This window comes from Anaerotruncus massiliensis (ex Togo et al. 2026), from assembly GCF_900199635.1.
Taxonomy (GTDB): domain Bacteria; phylum Bacillota; class Clostridia; order Oscillospirales; family Ruminococcaceae; genus Anaerotruncus; species Anaerotruncus massiliensis.
The window spans coordinates 119393-142954 of record NZ_LT962687.1 but is presented as its reverse complement, the minus strand read 5'-3'; the positions used below and the strand labels follow the sequence as shown (position 1 = coordinate 142954).

General features: G+C 62.9%; 14 protein-coding genes. 4 read left to right on the top strand and 10 right to left on the bottom strand.

What is annotated here, in order from left to right; translation table 11 throughout:
* The first annotated feature begins 16 nt into the window (after positions 1–16).
* A complete protein-coding gene (locus C1A13_RS01210) occupies positions 17–418 on the top strand; it encodes a hypothetical protein (protein ID WP_101548388.1) in 402 nt (133 codons plus the stop codon).
* Here C1A13_RS01210 and C1A13_RS01205 read toward each other — a convergent pair.
* The 5 genes from C1A13_RS01205 to C1A13_RS01190 form a co-directional block, all read right to left on the bottom strand.
* The gene (locus C1A13_RS01205) at positions 364–891 is read right to left on the bottom strand and encodes a nitroreductase family protein (protein WP_101548386.1); all 528 of its coding nucleotides are present in this window, start codon (positions 889–891) and stop codon (positions 364–366) included. The two genes, C1A13_RS01210 and C1A13_RS01205, sit on opposite strands and share 55 nt — an antisense overlap.
* Complete coding sequence (locus tag C1A13_RS01200; RefSeq protein WP_172439115.1) at positions 873–1100, bottom strand: helix-turn-helix domain-containing protein; 228 nt, start codon at positions 1098–1100, stop codon at positions 873–875. The genes C1A13_RS01205 and C1A13_RS01200 overlap by 19 nt, the downstream gene beginning before the upstream one ends.
* A complete protein-coding gene (locus C1A13_RS15045; protein ID WP_278277687.1) occupies positions 1079–11287 on the bottom strand; it encodes a leucine-rich repeat protein in 10209 nt (3402 codons plus the stop codon). Before C1A13_RS15045 ends, C1A13_RS01200 begins: the two co-directional genes overlap by 22 nt.
* A gap of 209 nt (positions 11288–11496) precedes the next feature.
* Positions 11497–13251: a hypothetical protein gene (locus C1A13_RS15040; protein WP_242970790.1), complete on the bottom strand. Its 1755-nt coding sequence runs from the start codon at positions 13249–13251 to the stop codon at positions 11497–11499.
* Positions 13252–13542: 291 nt separating this feature from the next.
* Complete coding sequence (locus C1A13_RS01190) at positions 13543–15402, bottom strand: hypothetical protein (protein WP_101548380.1); 1860 nt, start codon at positions 15400–15402, stop codon at positions 13543–13545.
* Between C1A13_RS01190 and C1A13_RS01185 the strand changes: the two genes are divergently transcribed.
* Positions 15388–17229 (top strand): ATP-binding protein, encoded by a 1842-nt coding sequence (locus C1A13_RS01185; protein WP_101548378.1) that lies wholly within the window; start codon positions 15388–15390, stop codon positions 17227–17229. The genes C1A13_RS01190 and C1A13_RS01185 overlap by 15 nt on opposite strands.
* A 39-nt stretch (positions 17230–17268) precedes the next feature.
* On the opposite strand, the gene C1A13_RS01180 is transcribed toward C1A13_RS01185, so the two are convergent.
* Both C1A13_RS01180 and C1A13_RS01175 read right to left on the bottom strand, forming a co-directional pair.
* Positions 17269–17928 (bottom strand): LytR/AlgR family response regulator transcription factor, encoded by a 660-nt coding sequence (locus C1A13_RS01180; protein WP_101548376.1) that lies wholly within the window; start codon positions 17926–17928, stop codon positions 17269–17271.
* Positions 17929–18515: 587 nt separating this feature from the next.
* Positions 18516–19259 (bottom strand): nitroreductase family protein, encoded by a 744-nt coding sequence (locus C1A13_RS01175; RefSeq protein ID WP_242970887.1) that lies wholly within the window; start codon positions 19257–19259, stop codon positions 18516–18518.
* Positions 19260–19404: 145 nt separating this feature from the next.
* Between C1A13_RS01175 and C1A13_RS01170 the strand changes: the two genes are divergently transcribed.
* Positions 19405–19797 (top strand): VOC family protein, encoded by a 393-nt coding sequence (locus C1A13_RS01170; protein ID WP_101548373.1) that lies wholly within the window; start codon positions 19405–19407, stop codon positions 19795–19797.
* A 131-nt stretch (positions 19798–19928) separates the two neighbouring features.
* Here the strand turns inward: C1A13_RS01170 and C1A13_RS01165 are convergent, their stop codons facing one another.
* From C1A13_RS01165 to C1A13_RS01155, 3 genes are all read right to left on the bottom strand, one after another.
* Positions 19929–20489, bottom strand: a complete 561-nt coding sequence (locus C1A13_RS01165) for a YdeI/OmpD-associated family protein (RefSeq protein ID WP_101548371.1) — start codon at positions 20487–20489, stop codon at positions 19929–19931.
* A 53-nt stretch (positions 20490–20542) separates the two neighbouring features.
* Positions 20543–21958, bottom strand: coding sequence for an esterase/lipase family protein (locus C1A13_RS01160; RefSeq protein ID WP_242970789.1), 1416 nt, complete (start codon positions 21956–21958; stop codon positions 20543–20545).
* 74 nt (positions 21959–22032) lie between these two features.
* On the bottom strand, positions 22033–22455 hold the full coding sequence (locus tag C1A13_RS01155; protein ID WP_101548368.1) for a DUF3795 domain-containing protein: 423 nt from the start codon (positions 22453–22455) through the stop codon (positions 22033–22035).
* Between the two features lie 256 nt (positions 22456–22711).
* Between C1A13_RS01155 and C1A13_RS01150 the strand changes: the two genes are divergently transcribed.
* Positions 22712–23467 (top strand): GNAT family N-acetyltransferase, encoded by a 756-nt coding sequence (locus C1A13_RS01150; protein WP_101548366.1) that lies wholly within the window; start codon positions 22712–22714, stop codon positions 23465–23467.
* The last annotated feature ends 95 nt before the right edge of the window (positions 23468–23562 follow it).

The window sequence follows — 23562 nt, the reverse complement described above, 5'->3', positions numbered from 1 at the left end:
AAGGTGAAAATACAGGATGTTAAACAGAGATGCGCGCCTCTTTTGGGTTTCCTTTCTTTTGACCCTGATCCTGACGGGCTGGCTGGCCCTCTTCCTGTGGGTCGACACCACCAGCTCCCGCTATGAAAACGCAGCCGGCGTCCGCGCGCTTGAGATCGCGCCCGCCGGGGAACTCCGATACAGCGTCGCCCTGCTGGGCAGGCAGTACGCCATCTCCCTGGAGCCCTTCAATGCGTTCGAGGCCTGGCGGCAGGACCACGCCTGCCTCGTCACCCCGCGCCCGCTGCTGCTCGCGCAGCAGGGCTACGGCCTGCTCCTGCGGGGCTGGGACTCATTGGACAATTGGTATAAAAACTACGAATATCAACAAAACGTCATGAAATCACAGGAAGGCGTCCCGGTCGAACCGGACGCATGAACGCCGAAGGGGCCGCTCACAGAGCGGCCCCTTCGGCGCTTATTCAGTCCCTGCTTCCATTTATAGACCGCGGCCAGCGTCTCTTCCCCGTCCGAACCGGGGCCCGCGTGCAGCTTCGCCTCGTACCGGATGTGACGCCGCTGAAGGCAGAGGTCCAGAAAGCACAAAAAAATCCCCAGATCGATTTGGTTGTAGAACGCCACCTGGCCGGCGGGCATGATCCCGCTCCTGCCCGGCTTGCGCACGCGGTACACGCGCAAGGCGTCGCCTTCGCGTTCCACCAGCCACGGCTGCGTGTTGCAGGCGCTCGGCGCAAACCGGACAATTTCGGTGACGCCCTCGACGGGCTCCCCGCGCCAGATTTCGCCGACCGGCTTCCGTTTGCTCCGTAACAGGTCCTTGCGGAATTTTTGGCCGCCGGCGGGTTGAGGATAAAAAAGATCGGCTGCTGGATTTAAATTTGGATGAAACAATTATTCGGAAGGTAATTGATCGAAACCTGAAGGGCATCCGACAGCTTGACAATCGTGACGACTCCCGGCGCCTCTTTGCCGCGTTCCCAGCCGCTGATGGTTTCCTGTTTCTCTCCTATGCTGTTCGTGAGTTGCGCTCGGGTCAGGCCGCGGCTGCGACGCAATTCCTGTAATCGGGGTGCGAATGTTAACTTTTTTTCTTTTTCCAAGTCCACACCCCATACCCTGCAAGAATCATCAGTATCACCGCGGCGATTGCAAGGGATATTCCATTTACACTGTGCTCCGCCATCCTAGCATCAGGGGTGCCAGCATAAACATCCGCTTGGAATCCCGCGTCCGGCGGGGTCATGGTTTCAGGCACATCCGGCTGGAGCCGCACCGCCTGCCCGGGAATGGAAGGCCGGACAGGTTCTGCCGCAGGCGCGGTCACCTCATATAGGACGCCTCCGGTCACGGGAATATACTTGCCGGGTCCGCCTGTTTCGGGGTTCGTTTCCGCAGCGGGATTGAGAACGGTGCTCTCGGCAATCCCCGCGTACAGTTCCGCCAGCTTGCTGAGCGGCCAATAGATTCGGCCTGATTCGTTTTTCTGCGCCATGTTCGCCGGAATGGTAATGGTCTTGCCGTTCCAGGTGATGACAAGGTTCACACCGCTATTCTCGCGAAGGGCGTCCATGACGCTCCATGGCATCTTGTCGTAGCCGTGTGCGTTCACCTTGACCACGTCCCCATCCCGCGCGCCGTTAATTTTGTCCTTGACGCCCATCCAGAATTCGTACTGATCGTTATCCGGGGAAGAGCCTCCATTGCTCCCATGGCTACCGCCGCCGTGCGGCGGTGCGGGCGGGGTCGTTCCACCCGGGGTATATGCGATGGCGTAGGTGGAAAATTTGTCGGTTTGGAATATCAGCTTGTTTTCGGACTGCGTGGTAGGCAAAGCCACAGCGCTGCCATCATGTACGCGGATGACCACATAATTGCTGCCGCCGCGCATATCGTCAGGGATGGTTATGGTTATCTCGATCGGTTGGTGCGACTCGGTGATCGTTTCCGTCGGCTTTGTCGTCCCGCTTTCGGTCACGGTCTTTTCAAGCGTGATCTCGAAGTAGACGCCGATGGTGTCCGCCTTGGTTCCTCCCAAGGTTTGTTCCACAAGAGTCTTATCGGGTTGATCATCCCTCTTTTCGACGATCAGCTCCACCTTGACGTTGCGGTTGTTATCGATATCCTCTTGCGTGATTACCGCGTCGGCCAGATCCTTTTCAGGTGCGGTCACGGTGGTCCCGGCCTTCGTGTCATCCACGATTGCTGTGACCTTAAAGCCGGCCTTGCCGGGGGTGTTGTTGACGTTACCCCCATCGCCGCCGCTGATGCCTTCGCCGGCGGCGCCTGGATTTCCGGTACCATCGCCAGGGATGTTTCCGCCGTCGCCGCCGGTGGCGGAACCATTCCCGCCAGCCGCACCGCCGCCGATGACCGTGCCGTCGCCGCCGTCACCACCGTTGCCCGTGCCGGATCCCATGCCGCCAGAGCCGCCGGCGGTGTTTCCTCCGACCGTGGTGGAGCCGCCGGTTTCGGTGCCATTGCCGCCGTTGCCGCCGCCGCCGTTTCCTGTTCCGTTGCCGCCGTCGCCGCCAGTCGCGTTCCCACCGGTACCTACATCAATAGAGCCGGAACCGGCCGAGGTCGAGCCGTTACCCCCATCGCCGCCGGTTGTGCTCCCGGATCCGCCGTTGCCGCCGGTGGTTTCACCGTTGACAACGGTGCTGCCGCCTGTGGACGTGCCATCGCCGCCGTTGCCGCCCGCGCCGGTGGAGCCGTCGCCGCCGTTGCCGCCGGAGGCGCTGCCTCCCGTGCCGATTTCGACGTCGCTGCCACCGCCGCCAGTGACACCGTTTCCGCCGTTTCCGCCAGTAGAGCCGCTGCCGCCGTCGCCGCCGGTGATGGCGCCATCGTCAACAGAAATGTTGCCGTCCGAACCCAAGTCGACGCCGGGCGCTCCGTCGCCGCCTGTACCGCCGGGGTTATCGCCGCCATCGCCGCCGGAAATCGTGCCGCCGCCGATGATCGTAAGGGTGTGATCGCCCACCACCACGAAGGATGGCTTGCCGTCCGAACCGTTTTGACCGTTGGCGCCGTTGATCGTGTGGCCGCCAAGGTCGATGGTCACATCGGTTTCCACCCGGATGGGATCGTCCAGGGTAACATCTTTTTCAATCTTGATCGTGCCATCCGGCTGGAGCGTCGCGTTGCCCGGACCAAAGGCGTTATCCACCTTCTCTTGGGTCAGCGGGGCGGTGAGTCCGCTGGTTTCGTTGCTGACCGTCAGGGTGGCGACCCTTGTGGTGACGCTCTCCGCCCCGTTGGCGGACAGCACGCAATAGAATTGGTAAATGGTGCTCCGGATGCCAGTATAATTCTTGTCGTTTGCCGTGAATGTCTTCGCGTTTGTAAGCGGGGTGTCCTTGCTCGGATTCGGCTTGTCGCCCAGCATCTGATACCACTGGTAGATCAGCGTTTTGCCGCCGCTGGCCGTGGCTTCCACCGTGAAGTCGGCGCTGCCGTTCGCCGCAACCGTTTTGTCTGCGGGCTGTACGGTGATGGTGATCACAGAGCCGGACACGCCGGTGGAACCGGGTGTGCTGGCGACGTCGCCCGCATCGCCGCCGGAAACGCCCTGCCCGCCCGTGCCGGGATTGCCTGTGCCGTCCTCGGGCACGCCGCCTCCGTCGCCGCCGGTGGCGGAACCGTTCCCGCCGGCCGTACCGCCGTCGATCACCGTGCCGTTGCCGCCATTTCCGCCGCCACCCGTGCCGGAACCGCTGCCGCCGTTCCCGCCGTTTGTTTCACCGTTCACGGTGGTGGAGCCGCCCGCGCCGGTTTGGGTGCCGTTGCCGCCCGCACCGCCCGCGCCATTGCCGCCGGTGCTGTTGCCGCCGTTGCCGCCGGCGGCGCTGCCGTCCGTGCCAACGTCAACCGTTCCAGAGCCGGTTGAGGACGCGCCGTCTCCGCCGTTGCCGCCGTTGCCGCCCGCGCCGCTGCCGCCGTCGCCGCCCGTGGCGGACCCGCCGTTGATGGTAATGTTTCCGCTGCCGGTGATGGCGTCGCCGCCGTTGCCGCCCACATCGCCGCTGCCGCCCGCGCCGCCGTTTATATCCGCGCCGTCGTCCACCGTCAGGCTGCCGTCGGCCTGAATGCCGTCGCCGCCATTGCCGCCGGTCCCACCGGGTTTATTTTCGCCATCGACGCCGTTGACCGAGCCGGGGCCTTTGATGGTCACGTCCGCGCCGCTCTCAATGATGATGACAGGGCTCACGCCGGGCTTGCCGGTGATGGTGTGTCCGCCCAGGTCGATGACCACATCGACCCCGGCTTTGACAACGATGGTTTCATCCACCACGACATCGTTGTTGATTGTAATGGTGGGGGGATTGGTGGTGCCGTCCAGCGTGGCGTTGCCAGGCCCGAACACGCCGTCCACCTTGTCTTGGGTCAGCGGTGCGGTCAGGTCGCCGCCGGTGCCGGCGGAATCGCCGCTGCCGATCGTCCAGTCGTACCAAAGGTCATCGTCCGTGTTGCCGTCCGCCACAGCCTTGTAGGCGGCCCGCGCCGCCTTTAAGGCGCTGCCGGTGAGCGGCGCGCCGCCTGCGTCCACAAAGGTGATTGCGCGCGGAGAGGGACAGCCGCTGAACGAGGACTTAGATGCCGTCGGCGGAGCGGCCGGCAAGCTGATGGAAGCGAGCGATGTACAGTCTTCAAACGCATCAGACCAAATCCTTGTTATCTGGGGAAGTTTGACGGCCGTCAACTGCGTGCACTTCTCAAAGGTATCTGTTTTAAGCTCGGTTGCGGAGGAAAGGGTAACCGTCGCGAGCGCCCCGCAACCCATGAACGCGCCCGATTCAATCGAGGCCGCCTTCGGGAAGTCGGCGCTTGTCAGGGCGGCACAGTCCCGAAATGCCTGTCCCCCGATGGAGGTCGCCTCTGGAATGGTTACGCTGGAAAGATGAGAGCAATTGATGAACGCAACGTCTCCGATGGCGACCGCCTGCGGGATGCTGACGCTCTCCAGCGCGCTGTTGCTGAACTTTGCGCTGCCCATCTCTTTTTCCACTTTGACCTCGGGCGCAACCGAAAAGCTCTTTAGAGCGTTTTGATCATAGGTGTATGGGCTATGAAAGTTTTTCCAGTCGAAAGCGGTGATTTCGCCGGACAGCACCTCCAGCGTTGCAACCTTGTCCGCGCCGCCGGAGTTGAAAACCGCGTCGTTCAAATTGGCTCCCTCCACCGGGTTGCCGCCGTTCACCTTGATGGTGATCGCGGTGGGGGCGGGCTCCGTGACCTTCCAGCCATACCACCGGTGGTCGAACGGATTCTCGTCGTAACAGGAGATGTAGGCCTTCTGAGCGGCGGCGAGGGCCTCGCCGGAAAGCTCTTGATCGTCCGCGTCCACAAGGACCAGCGAACGCTCGGCCGGGCAGCCTTCGAACGCAGTGTCATAGCTCACGGCGGGTGGGGTCGCGCCCAGCCGGAGCGTTTTCAGTTGGGCGCCGCTTCCAAACACTTTATTACCGATCTTCGTCACCCGAGGGAAGCTGGCGTATGAAAGCCCGTTACAGTTCCCAAACGCATCGTTGCCGATTTTGATTGCCTGGGGGATGAAGACGCGCTCGAGGCTTGAGGGAAAGACCTTGTCGCTCGGGATGTCCGCCACGGTCACGCCTTCCGCCACCGTGAAGTCGGTGAGGGCCGTAAAGTTCTCTTTGAACCAGGCCCAGTCTCCAGCGGTAAGCTCCCCCGCCGTCACCGTGAGGGTCTTGACTCCTGCCACGTCCTTGCCGCTGTTCGTCACGGCGTCCTCCAGGCTGGCCCCGCTGGCGGAACCGCCGTCCAGCGTGATGGCGATCTTGGCGGCGGGCAGGTCCTTTGCGGGCAGCTTCCAGCCGTACCAGTAGCTGTCGGTGGTGTCGCCGTCGCCTGCCGCCTTGTAAGACGCCCATGCGGCGTCATCGTCTGCCAGCACGGCGCCGTCCGCGCCCACCAGCGCCAGTTTGCGGTCGTTCGGGCACCCCGTAAAGGCGGTGGCGGAAACCGAAGTGGGCCGGGCCGCGCCCAGGGTGAGGGTTTTCAGCGCCGCACAACTTTCGAATGCGCCGTCGCCAATGAAGTTGGCCTTGGGGAAGGCGGCGCTGGCGAGGGCGTTGCACCCCTTGAACGCATTGCTGCCAATGGTTATCGCCTCGGGGAAGCTGATTGTTTCCAGGTTCCTACAGTCTTCAAATGCATATGAGTTCACTTGCTTTGCCCCGGGGAAGCTGGCGCTCACGAGAGAGGTGCAGTTATAAAACGTGTTGTTGCTGATGGCCAGGACCTGGGGGAAACTGGCGTCCACAAGCTTCCCGCAGTTATAAAACGCCGAAGCTCCGATGTCTGTCACATCCCCAAAGACAGGGGCCGTCAGCTTTGTGCAGCCTTTGAACCCATTGGCGCCGATGGATGCGGCCACGGGGAAGCTGGGGGTGGTGAGGCCGTCACAATTAAGGAACGCGGAGTTGCCGATGTATTTCGCGGCGGGGAAGACGGGGGCGGTGAGGGTCTCGCAGTCCTGGAACGCCCTGATGTCAATGATCGTCGCGGCCGAAAAATCCACGGTGGAAAGGCGCCCGCACCCGTTGAAGGCGTCGGCGCTGACCTTCGTCACCTTGGGGAAGCTGGCGCCCGTGAGGGCGGTGCAGCAATAAAACGCATTTTGGCCAAGGGTTGTCGCGTCGGGGAAGCTGGCTGTGGTAAGCCTCAGACAGCCTGTAAACGCGCGGCCGCCGACGGCTTTCACTCCTGCGGCATGCACCCTCTGGATGGTCGTGGGGAAGACGGGGAGGTTTACCTCGCCGGCGGGGATATCCGCGGCGGTCACGCCTTCCGCCACCGTGAAGCCGGTGAGGGCCGAAAACTTTCCTTGGAACCAGGTCCAGTCATCGGCGGTCAGCTCGCCTGCCGTCACCGTGAGGGCCTTGACCGTTGCCGCCTCCCTGCCGCTCTTTGTCACGGCCTCCTCCAGGCTGGCCCCGCTGGCGGAACCGCCGTCCAGCGTGATGGTGATTTTATCGGCAGGCGCCTCCATTATGGTGAGCTGGAGGTCGGTTTCGGTGGAGGCTTCGGCGTAGTTGCCCTTGGCCGCAAGCCCCGCCCGCACCAGATATTCCCCCGCCGCCGTGGGCAGGCCGACGGTGTAGCCGCCGCTGAATAAGCTCCGGAAGAACGAGGCGGCCGTCGCGGTTTTGGGCTTGTAGGCGTAGACGATCCCGCCGTTGGCGGCGGCGTTGTAGGTTTCGCCGTTTACCAGGGTGACGTCGGGCGGGGTGATGCTCCCGCCCACGGGGATGGTCTGGCTTTCCGCCGGCCATGTCAGGGTTGGGGTGGCCGGATTGATGACCAGTCCACCGGAAATTGTTTTCTCAAACGCCGCATAGGTGCTGTCGGCGGGGCGGGTCACGGTTACGTCATAGCTTCCCGCATTTGTCGGGGAAGCGACGGGGGTTCCGTTTTGTTGGTACGTGACCGAGAAGCCGGTGACGCCGCTGGGGGTGGGCGTCACGGTAAAGGTCCAGCCGCCGCCCGAGTAGGTGGCGGTCTGCACCGTCTCCCCGATGGTGATCTTCGGCTCCCCCACCAGCCAGCCGTACCAGCGGCCGTCCCCCGCCGCGTTGCCGTTTTCGGTCACACCGTCGTAGGCGGCCTGCGCGGCGGCGAGGGCGTCGCCGGTCAGGGTATTGCCGTCCGTCCCCAGAAGGGTCAGGGAACGCTTGGAAGCGCAGCCTCTGAAAACCTCGGAATTGGATACGCTGGGAGGATCGGCCGGCAGCTTCAGGGACGTGAGCTTTGTGCAGTTGTAAAACGCTTGCGAGCCGACCTCGGCCGCCTTGGGGAAGGAGGCCTCAGCCAGATTGGAACAGCCATAAAAGGCGCTGATGCCGATACTCGCTGCCTGGGGGAAGCTGACGGCGGTCAGTGCGGTGCAGCCGTAAAACATGCTGTTGGATACGGATCCAGCCTTGGGCATGGATATGGTTTGGAGAGCGGTACAGCCTCTGAACAGGTTGATGGCATAGTCGCTATTGGCGGCGGCCTGGAGGGCCGTCAGTTCCGGCAGGCTTACCTCCTTTAGGGCCTTGCAGTTCATAAAGACCCCCTGGCCAGCGGCTTTGAGCCCGCTGAAATCGATCTTTTCCAGGGCGGAGCAGTAGGCGAACGCATACTGCGGCAGCACCTCCACCTGGGGGAAGGCGGCCTCGGTCAGTTTTTCGCAATACGCAAACGCTTTCATTCCGATCTGGGTGACCTCGGGCATCTCCGCCGTGGTCAGCTCCTTGCAGTACATAAACGCGCCGTTCCCGATGGCGGTGAGCCCTGGAATCTTCACCGACACAATGCTGCCGGGAAAGACGCCATTATTCCCGTTGAGGTTCCCGACGTTGGGGATCGGCGCGGCCGTTACCGACCCGGCCGCCTCAAAGCTGGCGAGGGCGGTAAGGCTTTCCCTCTTTTCCGTAAACCAGGTCCAATCGTCGGCGGTGATCTCCCCCGCCGCGATCTCCAGCGCGGTGATTTTGTCAAGACCGATGCCTGAGGCCGCCACTGCCTTCTCCAGGTCGTCCCCGCCCACCGGCTGAGAGCCGTTCACCTTGACGGTGATGGCGTCGGCGGGCGTTTCCTCGATGGTGAGCTGGAGGTCGGTTGCGGTGACGGCGGCGGCGTAGTTGCCCCTGGCCGCAAGCCCCGCCCGCACCAGATACTCCCCCGGCGCCGTGGGCAGGCCGCCGGTGTAACCGTCGCTGAATAAGCCCCGGAAAAACGAGGCGATGCTTGCGGTCCTGGGCTTATAGGCGTAGGTGATTTCGCCGTTTTGGGCGGCGCTGTAGCTTTCGCCGTTCACCAGGGTGACGCTGGGCGGGGTGATGCTCCCGCCCTCCTGGATGGTCTGGCTTGCCGCGGGCCAGGCGAGGGTGGGAACGGCGGGGCTGACGACCAATCCGCCGGGGATGGTTTCCTCCAAGGACGGGTGGTCGCCCTCGGCGGCGCGGGTCACCGTCACGTCGTAGGTCCCCGCGGCGATGGGGGTCGTCTTTGTGCCGTTCTGCCGGTAGGTCACGGTAAAACCGGTGACGCTGCCGGGGGTGGGCTTTACGGTAAAGGCCTGGGCCTTGCCCGAGTAGGAAACGGTCTGCACCGCTTTGTCAATGGTGATCTCGGAGGCCCGCACCGTCCAGCCATACCAGAGGCCGTCGTTTGCTGTGCCATCGGCGGCGTCGCTGTCGTAGGCGGCCTGAGCGGCGGTGAGGGCGTCACCGGTGAGGGACGCGCCGTCTGCGCCCACAAAGTGGAGGAAGCGGAACTCGGGTAAGGTTTCGTCAAAGGGCCGATGCCCATTTGGCGCGGCAGGCGGGGTGGCCCCCAGGGTCAGGGAGTCGAACTTTTCGCAGTACCAAAACGCCATATCCCGGATCGTTGTCACCGCGGGGAAGCTGGCCTCTTTCAAATTCCCGCACCGGAAAAATGCATTCCCGTAGATGGCGGTGGCGTCGGGGAAGTCGGCGCTCTCCAGGGCCTTACATTCGTAGAAGGCGCTTTCCCCGATCACTTTGACCTTGGGGATGCGCACCCGCCGGATGGTAGCGGGGAACAGGTTGGTGTTGTGGTGGGGAATGTCCGCGACGCTTTCCACCGCGTCCTCCACGATAAAATCGGTGAGGGCGGGCAGCGTCTTGTCGGCGGCATTCGCATCTGCGGTTTCAAATCCCGTCCAGTCCTCAGCGGTGATCTCGCCTGCCGTCACGGTGAGCTGTTTGATGGCGCTGGCGGTAAGCCCCGACCGGCGCACGGCGTCGGCGAGGCTGGCGCCCTGCACGGACTGCCCGTCCAGGGTGACGGTGATCTTCATGTCGGGGATGGCGGCCACGATGACCTCCTTTGCCGGGCTGGCGAAGGACGCGCCGTCCACCGCTTTTACACGCACCCGGTAGGCCCCCTGTGCAAGGCTGAGGGCGGTCGCGCCCTGCGGCACCGCCGTCCAGGCGCTTGCGGTGGAAAGCCGGTACTCCATGGTGCCGTCCACGCCCGTGATCTCCCCTTCGCCCCCCGTGGGGGTGGCGGGCGCGGCGGGGCGCGCGGGCACCGTCAGGGACTGGGGTGCGCTGTCGTCGGTGGTATCGCCGCCCTTTTTCACAATGGAAAGGGTCTGGCCGAAGTAGCTTTCCGCGATGTGGAGCGTGGTGCCGTCGAGGGTGACGGGGCTGCCGTTTACCGTGTAGCTGCCGCCTTCCGCAAAGCCGGTGAGGATTTCCGCCACGTAGTCGATGCCGATGTTGGGGGCGGCTTCCACCGGTTTCGCCTTGGTCACGGTGATGGTGGCCTGCGCCGACTTCGTCTTCTCGCTGGGCTGGGCGGTGGCGGTGACTTGGACGGTTACCTCGCCCGCCTGGGTGACGGTCAGGATATTCCCTTCGAGGGTGGCGCCCGCGGTATTATTCTCGATCTCGCAGCTGTAAGAGATCGTCCTCTCGGGGTGCGCCGGGCATTCGTCAGTAGACGCATAGACGGCCTTCCCCACGATCTCCCGGGTGGCGCTGGGCGCGTCCACCGGGATGATGATGGGGTCTGTGCCCGTAAGCTGCAAGTTATTCAGCGCGCAGGTGCACAGTTCGGTGACGGTGACAAGGCAGGAGGCGGTATGCCCGCCGTCATTGGTGGTGACGGTGATGGTGGCGGTGCCCAAGGCGACGCCTGTGACATTACCGTTGGCGGTCACCGTGGCGACGCTCTCGTCGCTGCTCTTCCAGCTGACGGTTTTATCCGCCGCGCCGTTGGGCTTCACCGTGGCGGTGAGGAACTCCGACCTGGTTCTTTCGATGCTCATGGCGGTTTTGTTTAGGGTAACGCCGCTGGCATGGGGCCTGACCGTCACGGTGCAGCGAGCGTACACCTTGTCGTCCAGGGCGGAGGCGGCGGTGATCCAGGTCGTTCCCCCGGCCCGAGCGGTGACCTTGCCGTTTTCGTCCACAATGGCCACGCCCTCGTCGTCGCTGCTCCAGGTCACCTCTTGGTAAGTGGTTCCGTCGACCGTGGCCTTTAGCGTTCCGGTATCCCCGGCGTTCAGAGTCAGACTGGACTGGTCCAACGTCACGCGGGTGGGAGCCTCCACCACCGTGACGGCGCAGGAGGCGGTTTGCCCATCGTTCGCCTTGGCGGTCACGGTATCCGTGCCGGCTGCTATCGCATAGATAGTGCACTGTTCATAAAATCCCTTGAGTTTAATTATACTTTCATTGTTAGATTTTGTTGTCCAGCTGTCCTCTCTGTTTTCCACCTTTTGGTCGTCGCTTTTTGTCAGAGCCATGATGTCGCGGCTCTTGCCCACCGCCATGGTCACCGCGCTGGGCTCCAGGGTCAGATGCTCGGGCCTGTTGTCCGGCTCCCGGTAGCTCCCCGGCAGGGTGGGCCGGATGGCGCCAAGGGTTCCTCCCCCGGTGGTTGTGGGCAGGGGCAGCTTTACGCCGTAGGTAAAGAGTCCGTCGTCCCCATAGCTCCAGCCGCTGCTGCCCAGGTTCACGACGGCGGAAACCTTTTGGGCCCCTTCTTTGGGGACCTCGATGCTCTCGCCATGGATGCCGGTGTCGCTGACCCCGGTGCCGCTGGCGATGGTTCGCTCCGAACCGGCGGCGCCGAACAGGAGGTCCGCCCGGGCATAAAAGGGCCCCTCGGGGGTGCCGCCGCTGCTGGTGCCCCCCAGCACCCGTCCCACATCCTGGGCGCCGGTGACCTTCTCCCCCAGGGCGTACAGGCCGCTTCGCTGCCCCTGACCCCGGCGACGCCCCCCACATAGCGCGCGCCGCTGACGGTGCCGGTGCTGTAACAGTGGTCCAGCGCCCCGCCGATGGAGCCCACAACGCCCCCAACAGCCTCCCCGGTGCCGGTGACGCTGCCGCCGCTGGCGCAGTTTTTGATGTTGCGGGCGCTCCCCGCGATGCCCCCCACGTTGCCCGCGCCGCTGACTTCCGCCAGGCTGACGCAGTTTTGGATGGTGCCCCCGAAGGCCTTCCCCGCGATGCCGCCGGTGTAGCCGCCGCCGTTCACCTTGCCGGTGACCACGACGTTCTGTACCACCGCATTGCCCCCCAGGGCCCCGAACATCCCGCTGTAGATGCTGCCGTTGATGTTCAGGTTTACCGAATGGCCCTGGCCGTCAAAGGTGCCGTTGAAGCGGACGGGGGTCGAGCTGGAGTCAATGATGCTCCCGCCGATGGGTCCCCCGATGCCGGCGCCCGCATACAGGCTCGTTTCCAGATAGACGGTGGCGCCGGTGCCGATCTCGGTATGGATCGACGACGCTTCGGGGTTGTTCGCTGAGATCAGGTTCATGAAATGCTGGTACTGGGCGTCATTGCTGATACTGTAGTACCCGCCGAGTTCCAGCTTCGTCACGTCATCCGTCAGGGGGATTCGCTCGCCATCCGCCAGTGTCGTCACTGAAAACATGGTTTCCAGCGCGGCGAGCTTGGCGAGCGCCTCGGGGTCGAACGCCGCTTTCTCCTCGTCGGAGAGAGCGTCGAAGGCCGCGCGGGCGGCCTCCGCCTGTGCCCTCACCTCATCCATGCGCGCGGCAGCGGCGGCCTCGTCCGGCGTATCCGCTTCGTAGGCCGCCAATATCTCGGCTTGCAGCTCCTCCACCGTGGGCAGCGCCGCGATCAGCGCCAGCGCCGCCTTTGCCGCTTCGGACTGTTCCGGCAGACAGGCGCAGCTTTCCCAGTGTTCGGCGCAGACCGGGCAGGCTTCATCCACCGCGTCCTCTGTGCAAAGCGCGGTGCAGGTGCATTTTTCTTCCGGCTGCTCCTCCGTAAAGGCGCAGCTCTCCCAGTGTTCGGCGCAGACGGGGCACTCCGCATCCACCGCGTCCTCTGTGCAAAGCGCGGCGCAGGTGCATTTCTTTTCCTGCGCGGGCTCGTCCGGCTTTCTGTAGAGAGGGCAGTCCTCGCTGTGCGCCACCTCGCCGCTGTCCGCAGCCGGGCAGCTGCAGGTTGGCGGCGCGGGCGGCTCAGGCGTCTCCGCCTTCTCAGAGTCCACCGGAAGACCGCTACTGCTATTCGGCGCGGGCTGGTCCTTTGCCTCCTCTATCTTTACAGGCGTATTGTCAAGGGAGGGAGAGGAATCCCTGGAGCTGTCCGCCTCTTCTGCCGTATCCTGCTGCACAATGTTCGCCGGTTCCTCCCCGGCCTGTGCATACACAAAACTGTTGGTCATGCTCAGCGCCATACAGACGGCCAACAGCAATGAAAGCCCCCGGCGGCAGGTGTGATTTTTCATAGTTCGCCCTCCTATAAAGATTGCTCTCTGACAAAGGAGTTTAACCGCCCCATGGGGCGGTTAAGAGAGGGGGCATGCCCCCTCTCTTAACCCTGATTGTCGGATACGCGATACAATTATCATAATTTTATCAGTTTTTGCATTTCTCGTGTGACCTTTTGCACCAACGTCACATATACGGTACGAATGCAATGACGGCCGGTTGACGCGGCGGGAGTTTCTGTGATACCGTATAACGTATAATAGAAAAACACCTGCTCTTCAGGCAGAAGAGCAGGTGCATGGGGTTTCTTATTTTTGTTTTCCATGCCGGTGGGACCAGATCGCGGCCCCCAGGACCAGCGCGGCCGTGGCAGCCGTCGCCGCCGCGAAACCGGGGACATGGGGGGGCGAGGGATTGGACGCGGCCGCGGCCACGGGGCTTGCCGGGGGATCGGGAACCGATCCCGGCGCCGCATCCTCTTTTTCGCTTGCCGCTTCAGACGATGGGCCGACGGAATCTTCCCGGGATGCAAGATCCGTTTTGGCGGTTCCGCCCGTCTGATCAGCTTCGTGGGACGGGAGCGGCTGAGGCGTTTGCCCGCTTTCCGGCGGCTCGGACGTGGGTCCGGCGGGCTTTGGCCCGGAGGATGCGCCCGTCTCGGGGGAGCGCTCCGGCGCGTCGTCCGACTCCTCTTTGCCTGGGCGGTCGTTTTCTCCCTGGCCCCCGCCGCCGTGGTCGCCGCTGTTGTCGTCGTGGGGCGTCATATCCCAACCCCCGGAGGACGGCTTGAGGTCAAAAACTTTTGTGACCCCCGCGAAAGGGGAGCCAACGACCGTCACTTTCACATACAAAACGGCGGTGGATTCTGTTATCATCGGATTGTAATCCTCATCCGCGGCAATCAGCGTGTATTCAAATCTTCCGCTTTGCCGCTGGTCGCTGGGGAGGTCATCCCAGGACCAGGGTTCCTCATACCAGGTTTCGTTGTCCAGGGAGTAGGCGAGGACGGCTTTTTCCATCCCCGCGACCCAGGGGAACGCAAAATAGGGGCCCAGATCGCCGTAGCTGTTGATCCTGACGTCGGCGGTAAAGGGGAACTCCCTGTCCCGCAGCACGTGGACGGTGAGTTCGGGAACGGGCATGTCCACCAGGATTAGCCCGTCGTCCCAGCGCTGCTTCTCCCCGCCGGTCCAAGCGGCATGGGGGGCGTAGCTGCCCGGAACGGTAAAACATTCCGCCCCCGACTTGATGCCCGCTTCAAATGCCTCGCGGCTCCACCGGTAAGCAAAGCGCCGCGTGTCCTGATAGGTCCCGTCCACCAGGCGCAGCGTCGCTTCCTCCGGAAGGCGCAGCTCATCAAACCGCGTTCCCGAAGTCACGTAGGCGGCGCAGACCATGCCGCCGAGGTCGTCGGCCGCCGGATCCCGGTAAACAAGCGGTTCGCCGGGTTCCCTCTCAACGGCCACCGTCGCCACGGCGGTTCCCTCCGCTCTGGCCCAGCCCTTCATCTCGTCCCAGTCCGGCTCTCCGTAAATGCCGGAAATCGTGAAGGTTTCCGCGCCGCTCCCGATGCCCGCTTCATAGTCGGCCCGGTTCCAGGTGACGCAAAAATCCAGGCTGGCGGGGTCTTGATAGGGGTTTGCCCCCTCCGCCGGCCGCAGCGTCAGGGTGTCCTGATACCGGACGGCATCCTCAAAGAGCGTGTCCTCCCGCACCTTCCATATGACCTCCTCGTCCTGGACACTGTAAACCGTCTGATCGTCCCGGGGGCGAATATGGACCAGCAGCCTCGGCGGGTCCGGCATGGTCACGAGTCCCATGTCCCAAAGTTCCGCCAGCTCCGGGGAACTTTGACCGGGAAGGCCGTATTCGCCCGTCATGGTGAACGCGGTTTCTCCCCGCCCCACCGCGGCGTCGAATTCCCCCTCGTCCCACAGCAGTGCAAACGTGTCGCTCCCGCTGTCCCAGTAGAAGTCGTCCTCGCCGATGTTCCGGGTAATGAGCCCAAAATCGATGTCCCGGTTGAATCGGATTTGATACGGGCTGTCGTCCGCTGCGCGGTAGACCCGCGCCTGGGGCGGCTCCCCCTCCGCGTGGACCGGACAGACCATCCCCAGCGGCAATACGGCGCAGAGAGAAAGGAGCGTTAATTGATGCAAAAACTTCATGAACACCGTCTCCTTTCCTGGATTTGCGCGGCGTGCTCCCTGCTGGCGTTCGCGTTGCTGCTGGCCGGCACCTACCGCTTCGATAACAAATATACCGCCGGCCCCCCTTACGGCGAGGACGGCGTGTTTTCTTTTTCCGAAAGCGATTTGACGAAACCCATCCCGCTGGTCGACGGCTGGCTCCTGGACGGACGGGAGGTTTTCATTGGGCAGTATTCCAATTTTTCATTTCTGCCGGGCCGGGATTCCCCCTTTGGCGAAGGGACCTATACCCTGACTCTGCGCTATGAAGGCCCGCCCCGCACCCTCCTGCTGGAACTGCCGCAGGTCTTCACCGAATATACGCTTTATGTGAACCAACGGCCGGCGGCATCCACTGGATCGGGCGCTGTGATCGATGTCCCCGTGGGTGGCGGTGACACCGGCCTTCGGCTGGAAACCGTCAATCGGAGCCACTACTACAGCGGCCTCACCTACCCGCCCATGCTGGGCACCGCTGAAGCCATTGGGCAAATGTCCTTTCTTCGCACACTGGTATATTCTGCGGCGGTGGTTTCGGCGCTGACGCTGGCGATCTTCTCCCTGTCGCTGTGGTTTTCGCGGGAAAGGGATGGGCTTTTCCTCCACTTCGGCGTCCTCTGCCTCGCCTTCGCCGTCCACTGCCTTCATCCATTCGTGTGGCAGCTGGGGCTTTCAGGGACGCTCTGGTACGCGGTGGAGGACGCCTCCTGGCTTCTGGCGCTCTGCGAGGCGGCGGCGGTGGCGGCCGTCGCCTCCGGACTACGCCGGAACGCCTGGTACCGGCGGCTTCTGCGCCCCGCCGCACTTTTCGTGTGCATTTTGTCTATGACCGCCGTACTTTTCATCATACCGGCGGCGCCCGGTTTCGTCAAGTTTTACGGCGGGCTGATGGATGGGGCCAAACTGCTGATCTGGGCTTTCCTCGCCCTTTGCGCGGGGACCGGGCTTGGCGGGGAAAAGCATGGCGCGGTCCCGTTTGTGCTGGCCGCCGCGGGCATTCTGGGCGTCAGCCTCTTCGCGGACTTCTGGGACGCCAACAAGTTCGAGCCGATCTATGGACTCTGGCAGGAGGAGTACGCGGGGGCCGCGCTGGTCCTGGCCTTCGGCGGCCTGATGGTGCGCCGGAACGCACGGCTTTTGCGGGAAAGCGCCGAACTTCAAGCAATGAAGCTGCAAAATCGGTTCGCCGCCGATAGCGCCGCTCAGATGCGCGGCGCCATTGAGCAAGCACGTGCCCTGAAGCACGAGCTGCGCCACCATGTGGAAACAATGACGGCTTTTTATCAGGCGGAAGAATATGTCCGTCTGGGCGCGTATTTGGCCGAGCTCGACCGGCAAAAAGAGGAGCTTCCACAGCTCTATTATACGGAAAATTTCCTGGTGAACGCCATCCTTTCGGGGCGGCTCGGCCCCGCGGGGAACGCCGGCATCCGGATCGAGTGTGAGGCCCGCGTCCCCGAAAACCTGCCCATCGCCGACGCGGATTTGTGTATGCTCTTATCAAATCTGCTGGATAACGCGGTGGAGGCGTGTGAGCGCCTTCCCGCCGGCAGTGAGCGTTTTATTTCCCTGTCGCTGGCGGTCAGGCAAGGGGTGTTCCTCGTCATCTGCCAGAATTCCGCCCCGCCCCGGAATACGGGGAGCAGCTCTTTTCTCACCAGCAAACCCGATGCCGGCTGCCACGGATTGGGGATTCCCACCATGCGCCGGGTGACTGAGAAATATGACGGGGCGTTGGAGCTTCGGCAGCTGGGGTCGGTATTTACTCTGCAAGCCGCATTACGGCTTCCCCCGGAAAATCATTGATTCTCCTCGTGCAAAAAAGCCGCTTGCGAAAGCGGCTTTTTATGTAAGAAACTCCAGCCACCGGGCCTGCGCATCCTGATAACGCCGGACGGCAACCGGAACCTCCCCTTCGCCGTGCAGCAGAAACCGGTATTTTTGAATCCCGCTCACACACGCGAGGTTGACAATGAAGCTGCGGTGGCAGTGGTAAAAGCTTTCCGGCGGCAGCGCGTCCAGAACTGTTTTCAACGCGCCGAAGCAGGAAACGGTTTTTTCCTTACAGTGAACCACCAGTTCCCGTCGGAAAATCTCAATATAACGAATATCACTCAATCGGATCGCGGTTGCGCCGCCTCCCAACGTCTCCAATACGAGAGAAGGCCGCTCCTTACGCCTTTCCAGGCAATGCAGCAATACCGGCCTCAGGTTTTCCTGTGTAAGCGGCTTCAGCAGATAACTCACCGGATAGCTTCGATAGCCCGCCAGCGCAAACTCCGGGCTTCTTGAAACGAACACCAGATCGGTTTCATCACCGCGTTCCCTCAGGCATTCCGCGACATTGATCCCGTCCTGCCCGTCATCCATCATAATATCCAACAGGATCAAGTCCCAAGACGTTCCCTGTTTGTGGGCCTTCAGCAGTTCAGAGGCCGTATGGAAAAATTCGGTCTCGGTTTCCATCCCTGCTTCCCGCAGCAACGCAGCGGCTGCCGCCGCCATCTCCTCCAAATCCCGCTCAATATCATCACAAACCGCTATCTTATAAATGGGTACTCCCCCTTATGACGCCCTTGTTTTTCAACCCTAAAAATAGAATTTACTTTGATGGTTTATGAAAACATTATTATTGTATGATAATGGGTTGTATTTTGCAAGTATTGAAAAGAAGTTCCGACCGGGTCTCCGCATAGATTCCCAAAATCTTGCGCAGCTCCGGCATATTTCAACTCTCCTCCTAGGAATCGCAAGCGTACAATTCCGCCCGTACCTGCTACGATAAGCTTCTTAGGCTTTGCGTGTGTTGGGTCCCGCCGCGATCCCTGATTTGGCGGTACATCCTCATGATTACCCGTTTTACGGGTCGTCTCGTGAAAACCGATGACACGCCTGCCTCGTCACCCCGCGCCCGCTGCCGCTCGCGCAGCAGGGCTACGGCCTGCTCCTGCGGGGCTGGGGCTCATTAGACAATTGGTATAAAAACCATGAATATCAACAAAACGTCATGAAATCACAGGAAGGCGTCCCGGTCGAACCGGACGCATGAACGCCGAAGGGGCCGCTCACAGAGCGGCCCCTTCGGCGCTTATTCAGTCCTGCTTCCATTTATAGACCGCGGCCAGCGTCTTTTCCCCGTCCGAACCGGGGTCCGCGTGCAGCTTCGCCTCGTACCGGATGTGACGCCGCTGAAGGCAGAGGTCCAGAAAGCACAAAAAAATCCCCAGATCGATTTGGTTGTAGAACGCCACCTGGCCGGCGGGCATGATCCCGCTCCTGCCCGGCTTGCGCACGCGGTAAACGCGCAAGGCGTCGCCTTCGCGTTCCACCAGCCACGGCTGCGTGTTGCAGGCGCTCGGCGCAAACCGGACAATTTCGGTGACGCCCTCGACGGGCTCCCCGCGCCAGATTTCGCCGACCGGCTTCCGTTTGCTCCGGAACAGGTCCTTGCGGAATTTTTGGCCGTCGTCGATTTTGGCAATGGCGATCATGATGACAAAATCGAGCCCCTCCGGCGGGGGCCCCGGCGCTTTTCCGATCCCGTACCACAGCGTTCCGATGTTTTGCGAGACAAGGGACAGCTCCAGCTGTTCGCCCAGGTACCCGATGTTCTGCAAATAATGGTCCTTCCTCTCGCTATACAGCAAAATACAGGCCTGCTGTCCGCGCTTGCAGGTGGTTTCCCCAGCCGGGACGATCCGAATGGCCGTCCGAATCCCGGGGCACAGGGGGACCAGGGAACGCCAGGTTTCCTCAATCGACCGCAGTTCCTCGGGGGATATGCCGGTATCGCCGGTATCTCGGAACAGGTGAAACGATTTTCTCTTGAAAATCATATCGTAGAGGCTGTCGTTTAGCATGTCACCGTCCTCCCGTCAGGCGCGTAACAGATTTGAAAAAAGTGATTTGACAAGCATCCCGGCAGCAATTAAACTGTATGGTAAGCTCGCATTTCCCAATAAAACGCGGAGGGATCAGATCATGGCGCTTCATCTTGCAGGCTGGAATGTTGTATTGGATTCCGATCGGGCGGACGAGCTGTCCGCATTTTACGAAAGGCTGCTTGGCTGGACGCGGTTCAAGGGCGAAGAATATACCGTCTTGGTGGACCTGGAGCAAACGGGGACCCCCACCTGGATCACCATCCAGCAGGCGGATGATTACCTTCCGCCCGTTTGGCCCGCGGCGCCGGAGGAGCAGCAGCAAATGGCGCATTTGGATTTCCACGTCGCGGATGTGGAAGAAGGGGTGAAGCACGCCCTGTCGTGCGGCGCGTCCATGTCGGAAGTCCAATTTGACGACCGCTGGCGGGTCATGCTCGACCCCGCGGGACATCCGTTCTGTATTCTGCCCCCCATCATGCCCTGGCCGTAAGGACGCTGCGTCCGGTTCGCCGGCCGTGGCGGCTGTTTTTTGCGCCGGCCCGCCTTTCGGGCCGGCGCTTTGCGTCCCGTCACCGGAGCAAATCCCTTTTTCAGCGCGGGTTCCCCGTCTCCCGCGGGGCCTTACATCGGCTTCAGGTTTTGATTGAGCCGGCCGACCATCCACGCCAGACGCTTTTTCCGCCCCTCGTCGGTCCTGGCGGCCAGATACGCTTTGGTATAGGTCCTCCTCACTGACGGGGACATCGCGGAAAAATGCGTGTGGGCGGGCTCGTATCCCGCCAGCAGTTCGGAAACCGCCCGTACCTGCTCCTCCGTGACCGCCGGGGATTTTGGGGCGTCCCACTGCCCGTTTTGCTTCGCCTCCGCGATCTTTTCCCGGCCGAAGCAGGTCATGCGTCCCTGCCGCTCCAGCTTTTCAGCCAGCGCTTTGTTCTTCTCCGACCACTTGCTGTTCTCCCTGCGCGGGGAAAAATATTTTACGTAGGAGCTGTCGTCAATCCGCTGCATCTGTCCGTCGATCCAGCCAAAGCAGAGCGCCTCCTCCAGCGCCTCCGCCGCCGTGATCGTCCGCGGGCCGCCCGCCTTGCCGAAGAGCAGCCAGATGCCGCCGTCCGTCCGGCAGTGGTCCTGAAGCCACCCGCGGAACTCCTCCCTGCCGGAAAATTGCAGTCTTTCGTCCATGGCGCTTCCCCTTTCATTCGCTGTTCCCGGGGCTTCCGGGTCCGCCGCCGGGGTTAGAACCCGTCGTCGCGCAGGCGGGACACAAGCCCGACATACCATTCGATGACGTCGAAGCCCCGGTAGTCCTCCCGCTTGAGGTCGATGATGTCGCCGTGCGAAATGCCGCGGCGCCGCCGGCTGGAGAGCACGCCGCCGAACGTCCCCCACTTGGCCGAGTCGATGCACACGAGGCCGTCGTTGGGGCCCCGGACGCACCGGAGCAGGAAATAGGGGATGCTGAGCAGCGGGTCGCTCAGCGGGTTTTTCATGACGGTGGCCCAGCTCCGGTAGCTGACGCGCGGGTCGTCGGGCGTTTCGGCGTTGAAGGCCTCCGCGAAGGCGGGCGCGAGCTGACGGCTGGCCGTGCACGCGTCGGGGGCCCGGTCCCCGACCTTGCGGAAGGCCGCGTCGACCATCCCGCAGATTTTGCGGTAGAGGCCGTCGGGCAGCTTCCCGAGCAGGTCCAGCAGCTCGGAGCCGCGGTGCGGGGTGGAGATCGTCGTGAGCGACGCCACGGCCTCCCCCATCCCAAGCCGGGTGATCAGGTAGCGCGCGTCGAGCCCGCCCTTGGAGTGCGCGATGATGTTGACCTTTTCGCAGCCCGTCTCCGTTTGGATCTCCAGGATTTTTGCGCGGATGGCCTCGGCGTTGTCCTCGATCGTGCCCCACGCCTGCTGGTGCCCGTAGTAGACCGCGGCGCCGTTCCGCTGCAATTCGCGCGGGATGCGGCCCCAGTAGTTGAAATATTTGAGATCGCGGAAGCCGACCCCGTGCACGAGAAGCAGCGGATATCTCGTCCGGCAGACGTCCCGCTCCGCGCGCACCCGGCGCGCCTCCTCGCGGTAGCATTCGTGGTCGTATTCATCCCGCGCGGCCCGGCAGAGCCAGAGCATCAAAAAGAGGTTGACGACCGGGATCCACAGGTTCAGGACGAGCAGCACCCGCTTGACGATCCCCAGCCTGCGGCAGGTGAAGAGAATCCGCAGCGCGCCGCCGAGGATGACCAGCGCGACGAGCAGAAACGCCGCCGCGAGGTCGGCGGGGACGACCCAGCCCGGCAGGCCGCCCGCGAGCGGCGGCAGGACCCACAGGTAAAAGACCGCCTGCATCAAAAGCAGGAGCAGCCCGCCCCGCAGCGCCATGCGCCCGGCCCAGAGGACCCGGACGCGGCGGTTTTCGGTCTGGTAGTCCCGCGCGGGGAAAAACAGCAGGCGCAGGAGCGTCCAGGCGAAATAGACGCCCACCGCCAGCCGCACCGCCCAGAGGCCCGCCCCGCCAAGGCGGGAGAGCCGCTGCCACCAGAAGAGCGCGTGCGGCAGCAGCAGGGCGCAGAGCGCCATATGCCAGCGGCCCAGAAGGTCGAGCTTCTTCGCCGCGTCCAACAGGACCGCGCCCAGACAGGCCGCGATCAGCAATATTTTGAGCATCATCCGGGCACACTCCCCCTCGGCCGCAGCCGGCCGAACCCATTGTACGCCTTTTCCGCCCCGTTTTCCGGCGGGCGTCAGACCTCCCCGGGGCCGCGCGGCCTGCCGCATTCGCTGCACGCCGCGTCGTGGAGGGAGACGGTCCCGCCGCAGGCGGGACAGGTGAATTCTTCCCGCTGCGCCGCCAGAAACGCCTCCAGCCCCCGCGCCTTCACCGCCGCGCCGTTTTCCATGGGGCTCGCTTGATAGCGCTTGCGGTAGCTCCTGTCGAGGTTTTTCACCGGCTTGCAGGGGTAATCCGGGCACGCAAAGCAGTAGGCGAGGCCCCGCTCCCGGGCGCAGTCGCGGACGCCGCATTTCCGGCAGTGCTCCGGCTTGCCGCCGTCGCCGCCGAAGCAGCCGGGACAGGGCCTTTTGCTCACGCAGTGCCGGCAGCAGGCCATGCAGTTCATGCCGCAGGGCGCGAACAGCCTCTCATCGATCTTTTCGGGCATTTTCATCGGTCGGTCCACCCTTCCGCTTCTCCGCGCATATGGGACTGAAAAGCAGCGACCGACCGCATATGCCGGCGGGCGCGTCCCGTTGGTTCCATCCTACCACACCTTCCCCGCAAATGGCAAGGCCGCCCTCCCGCGGCGGGCGGGACCCGGCCTGATTTCCAAATTCCTTTGAGAAGCGCGGCCGGGTATGTTATGATACAGAAAAGGCGTTCTGCCTTTGGGCCACGCCAAAATTCAATTGGAAACGAGGACGCGTATGGAACCGGATTTTATAAACCTGACGGAGGAAAACCTCGCCGAAGAGCATCTCTGCTGCATCATCCGCAGCAAAAAGCCCCACCCGGGCGTCGAGGCCAAGCGGCAATGGCTCGCCGCCCGGCTCAAGGAAGGCCATGTGTTCCGAAAGCTCGATGCGAAGGCGGTGGTTTTCATCGAATACGCCCCTCTTGAGACGGCGTGGGTACCCGTCCTTGGCGGCAACTACATCTATCTTTACTGCCTCTGGGTCGACGGCGGCTGCAAGGGCAAGGGGTACGGGCGGTCGCTCATGGAGTACTGCCTGGCCGACGCCAAAAGGCAGGGCAGGTCCGGCGTCTGCATGCTCGGGGCGAAAAAACAAAAGGCCTGGCTCTCCGACCAGGCGTTTGCAAAGAAGTTCGGCTTTGAGGCGGTCGACACGGCCGGGAACGAATACGAGCTGCTCGCGCTCTCCTTCGACGGGACCGTGCCGCAATTCGCGCCGAACGCGAAAAAACTGGCGGTCGAAAGCCCGGAGCTCACGATCTGCTACAGCGTGCAATGCCCCTTTATCCCCCAGCGCGTCGAGGCGGTCCGGCGGTACTGCGAGGAACGCGGCGTCCCCCTCTCCCTCATTCCGGTGGACACCCTGCAAAAGGCGAAGGAGCTGCCCTGCGTCTTCAACAACTGGGCGGTGTTCTATGGGGGAAGTTTCGTGACGGTCAACCAGCTCGACGCAGCCGGGATCGAGAGGATCCTCAAAAAAGGTTCCTGACGGGATCGCCGCCGCGCCGTATTGCATCCCGCCGGGCGGTTATGCTATAATTTAGTATTGGAAAAATTTTAGGATGCCCATTGGACGGGCGGAAA

Excerpts from the sequence above, each read along its gene's own strand:
- C1A13_RS01210 (WP_101548388.1), top strand. The coding sequence starts at position 17 with ATGTTAAACAGAGATGCGCGCCTCTTTTGGGTTTCCTTTCTTTTGACC.
- C1A13_RS01160 (WP_242970789.1), bottom strand. The coding sequence starts at position 21,958 with ATGATGCTCAAAATATTGCTGATCGCGGCCTGTCTGGGCGCGGTCCTG.
- C1A13_RS15045 (WP_278277687.1), bottom strand. The coding sequence starts at position 11,287 with ATGGCTCTGACAAAAAGCGACGACCAAAAGGTGGAAAACAGAGAGGAC.
- C1A13_RS01185 (WP_101548378.1), top strand. The coding sequence starts at position 15,388 with ATGCAAAAACTTCATGAACACCGTCTCCTTTCCTGGATTTGCGCGGCG.
- C1A13_RS01170 (WP_101548373.1), top strand. The coding sequence starts at position 19,405 with ATGGCGCTTCATCTTGCAGGCTGGAATGTTGTATTGGATTCCGATCGG.
- C1A13_RS15040 (WP_242970790.1), bottom strand. The coding sequence starts at position 13,251 with ATGAAAAATCACACCTGCCGCCGGGGGCTTTCATTGCTGTTGGCCGTC.
- C1A13_RS01175 (WP_242970887.1), bottom strand. The coding sequence starts at position 19,259 with ATGATTTTCAAGAGAAAATCGTTTCACCTGTTCCGAGATACCGGCGAT.
- C1A13_RS01155 (WP_101548368.1), bottom strand. The coding sequence starts at position 22,455 with ATGAAAATGCCCGAAAAGATCGATGAGAGGCTGTTCGCGCCCTGCGGC.
- C1A13_RS01150 (WP_101548366.1), top strand. The coding sequence starts at position 22,712 with ATGGAACCGGATTTTATAAACCTGACGGAGGAAAACCTCGCCGAAGAG.
- C1A13_RS01190 (WP_101548380.1), bottom strand. The coding sequence starts at position 15,402 with ATGAAGTTTTTGCATCAATTAACGCTCCTTTCTCTCTGCGCCGTATTG.
- C1A13_RS01180 (WP_101548376.1), bottom strand. The coding sequence starts at position 17,928 with ATGGCGGCGGCAGCCGCTGCGTTGCTGCGGGAAGCAGGGATGGAAACC.
- C1A13_RS01165 (WP_101548371.1), bottom strand. The coding sequence starts at position 20,489 with ATGGACGAAAGACTGCAATTTTCCGGCAGGGAGGAGTTCCGCGGGTGG.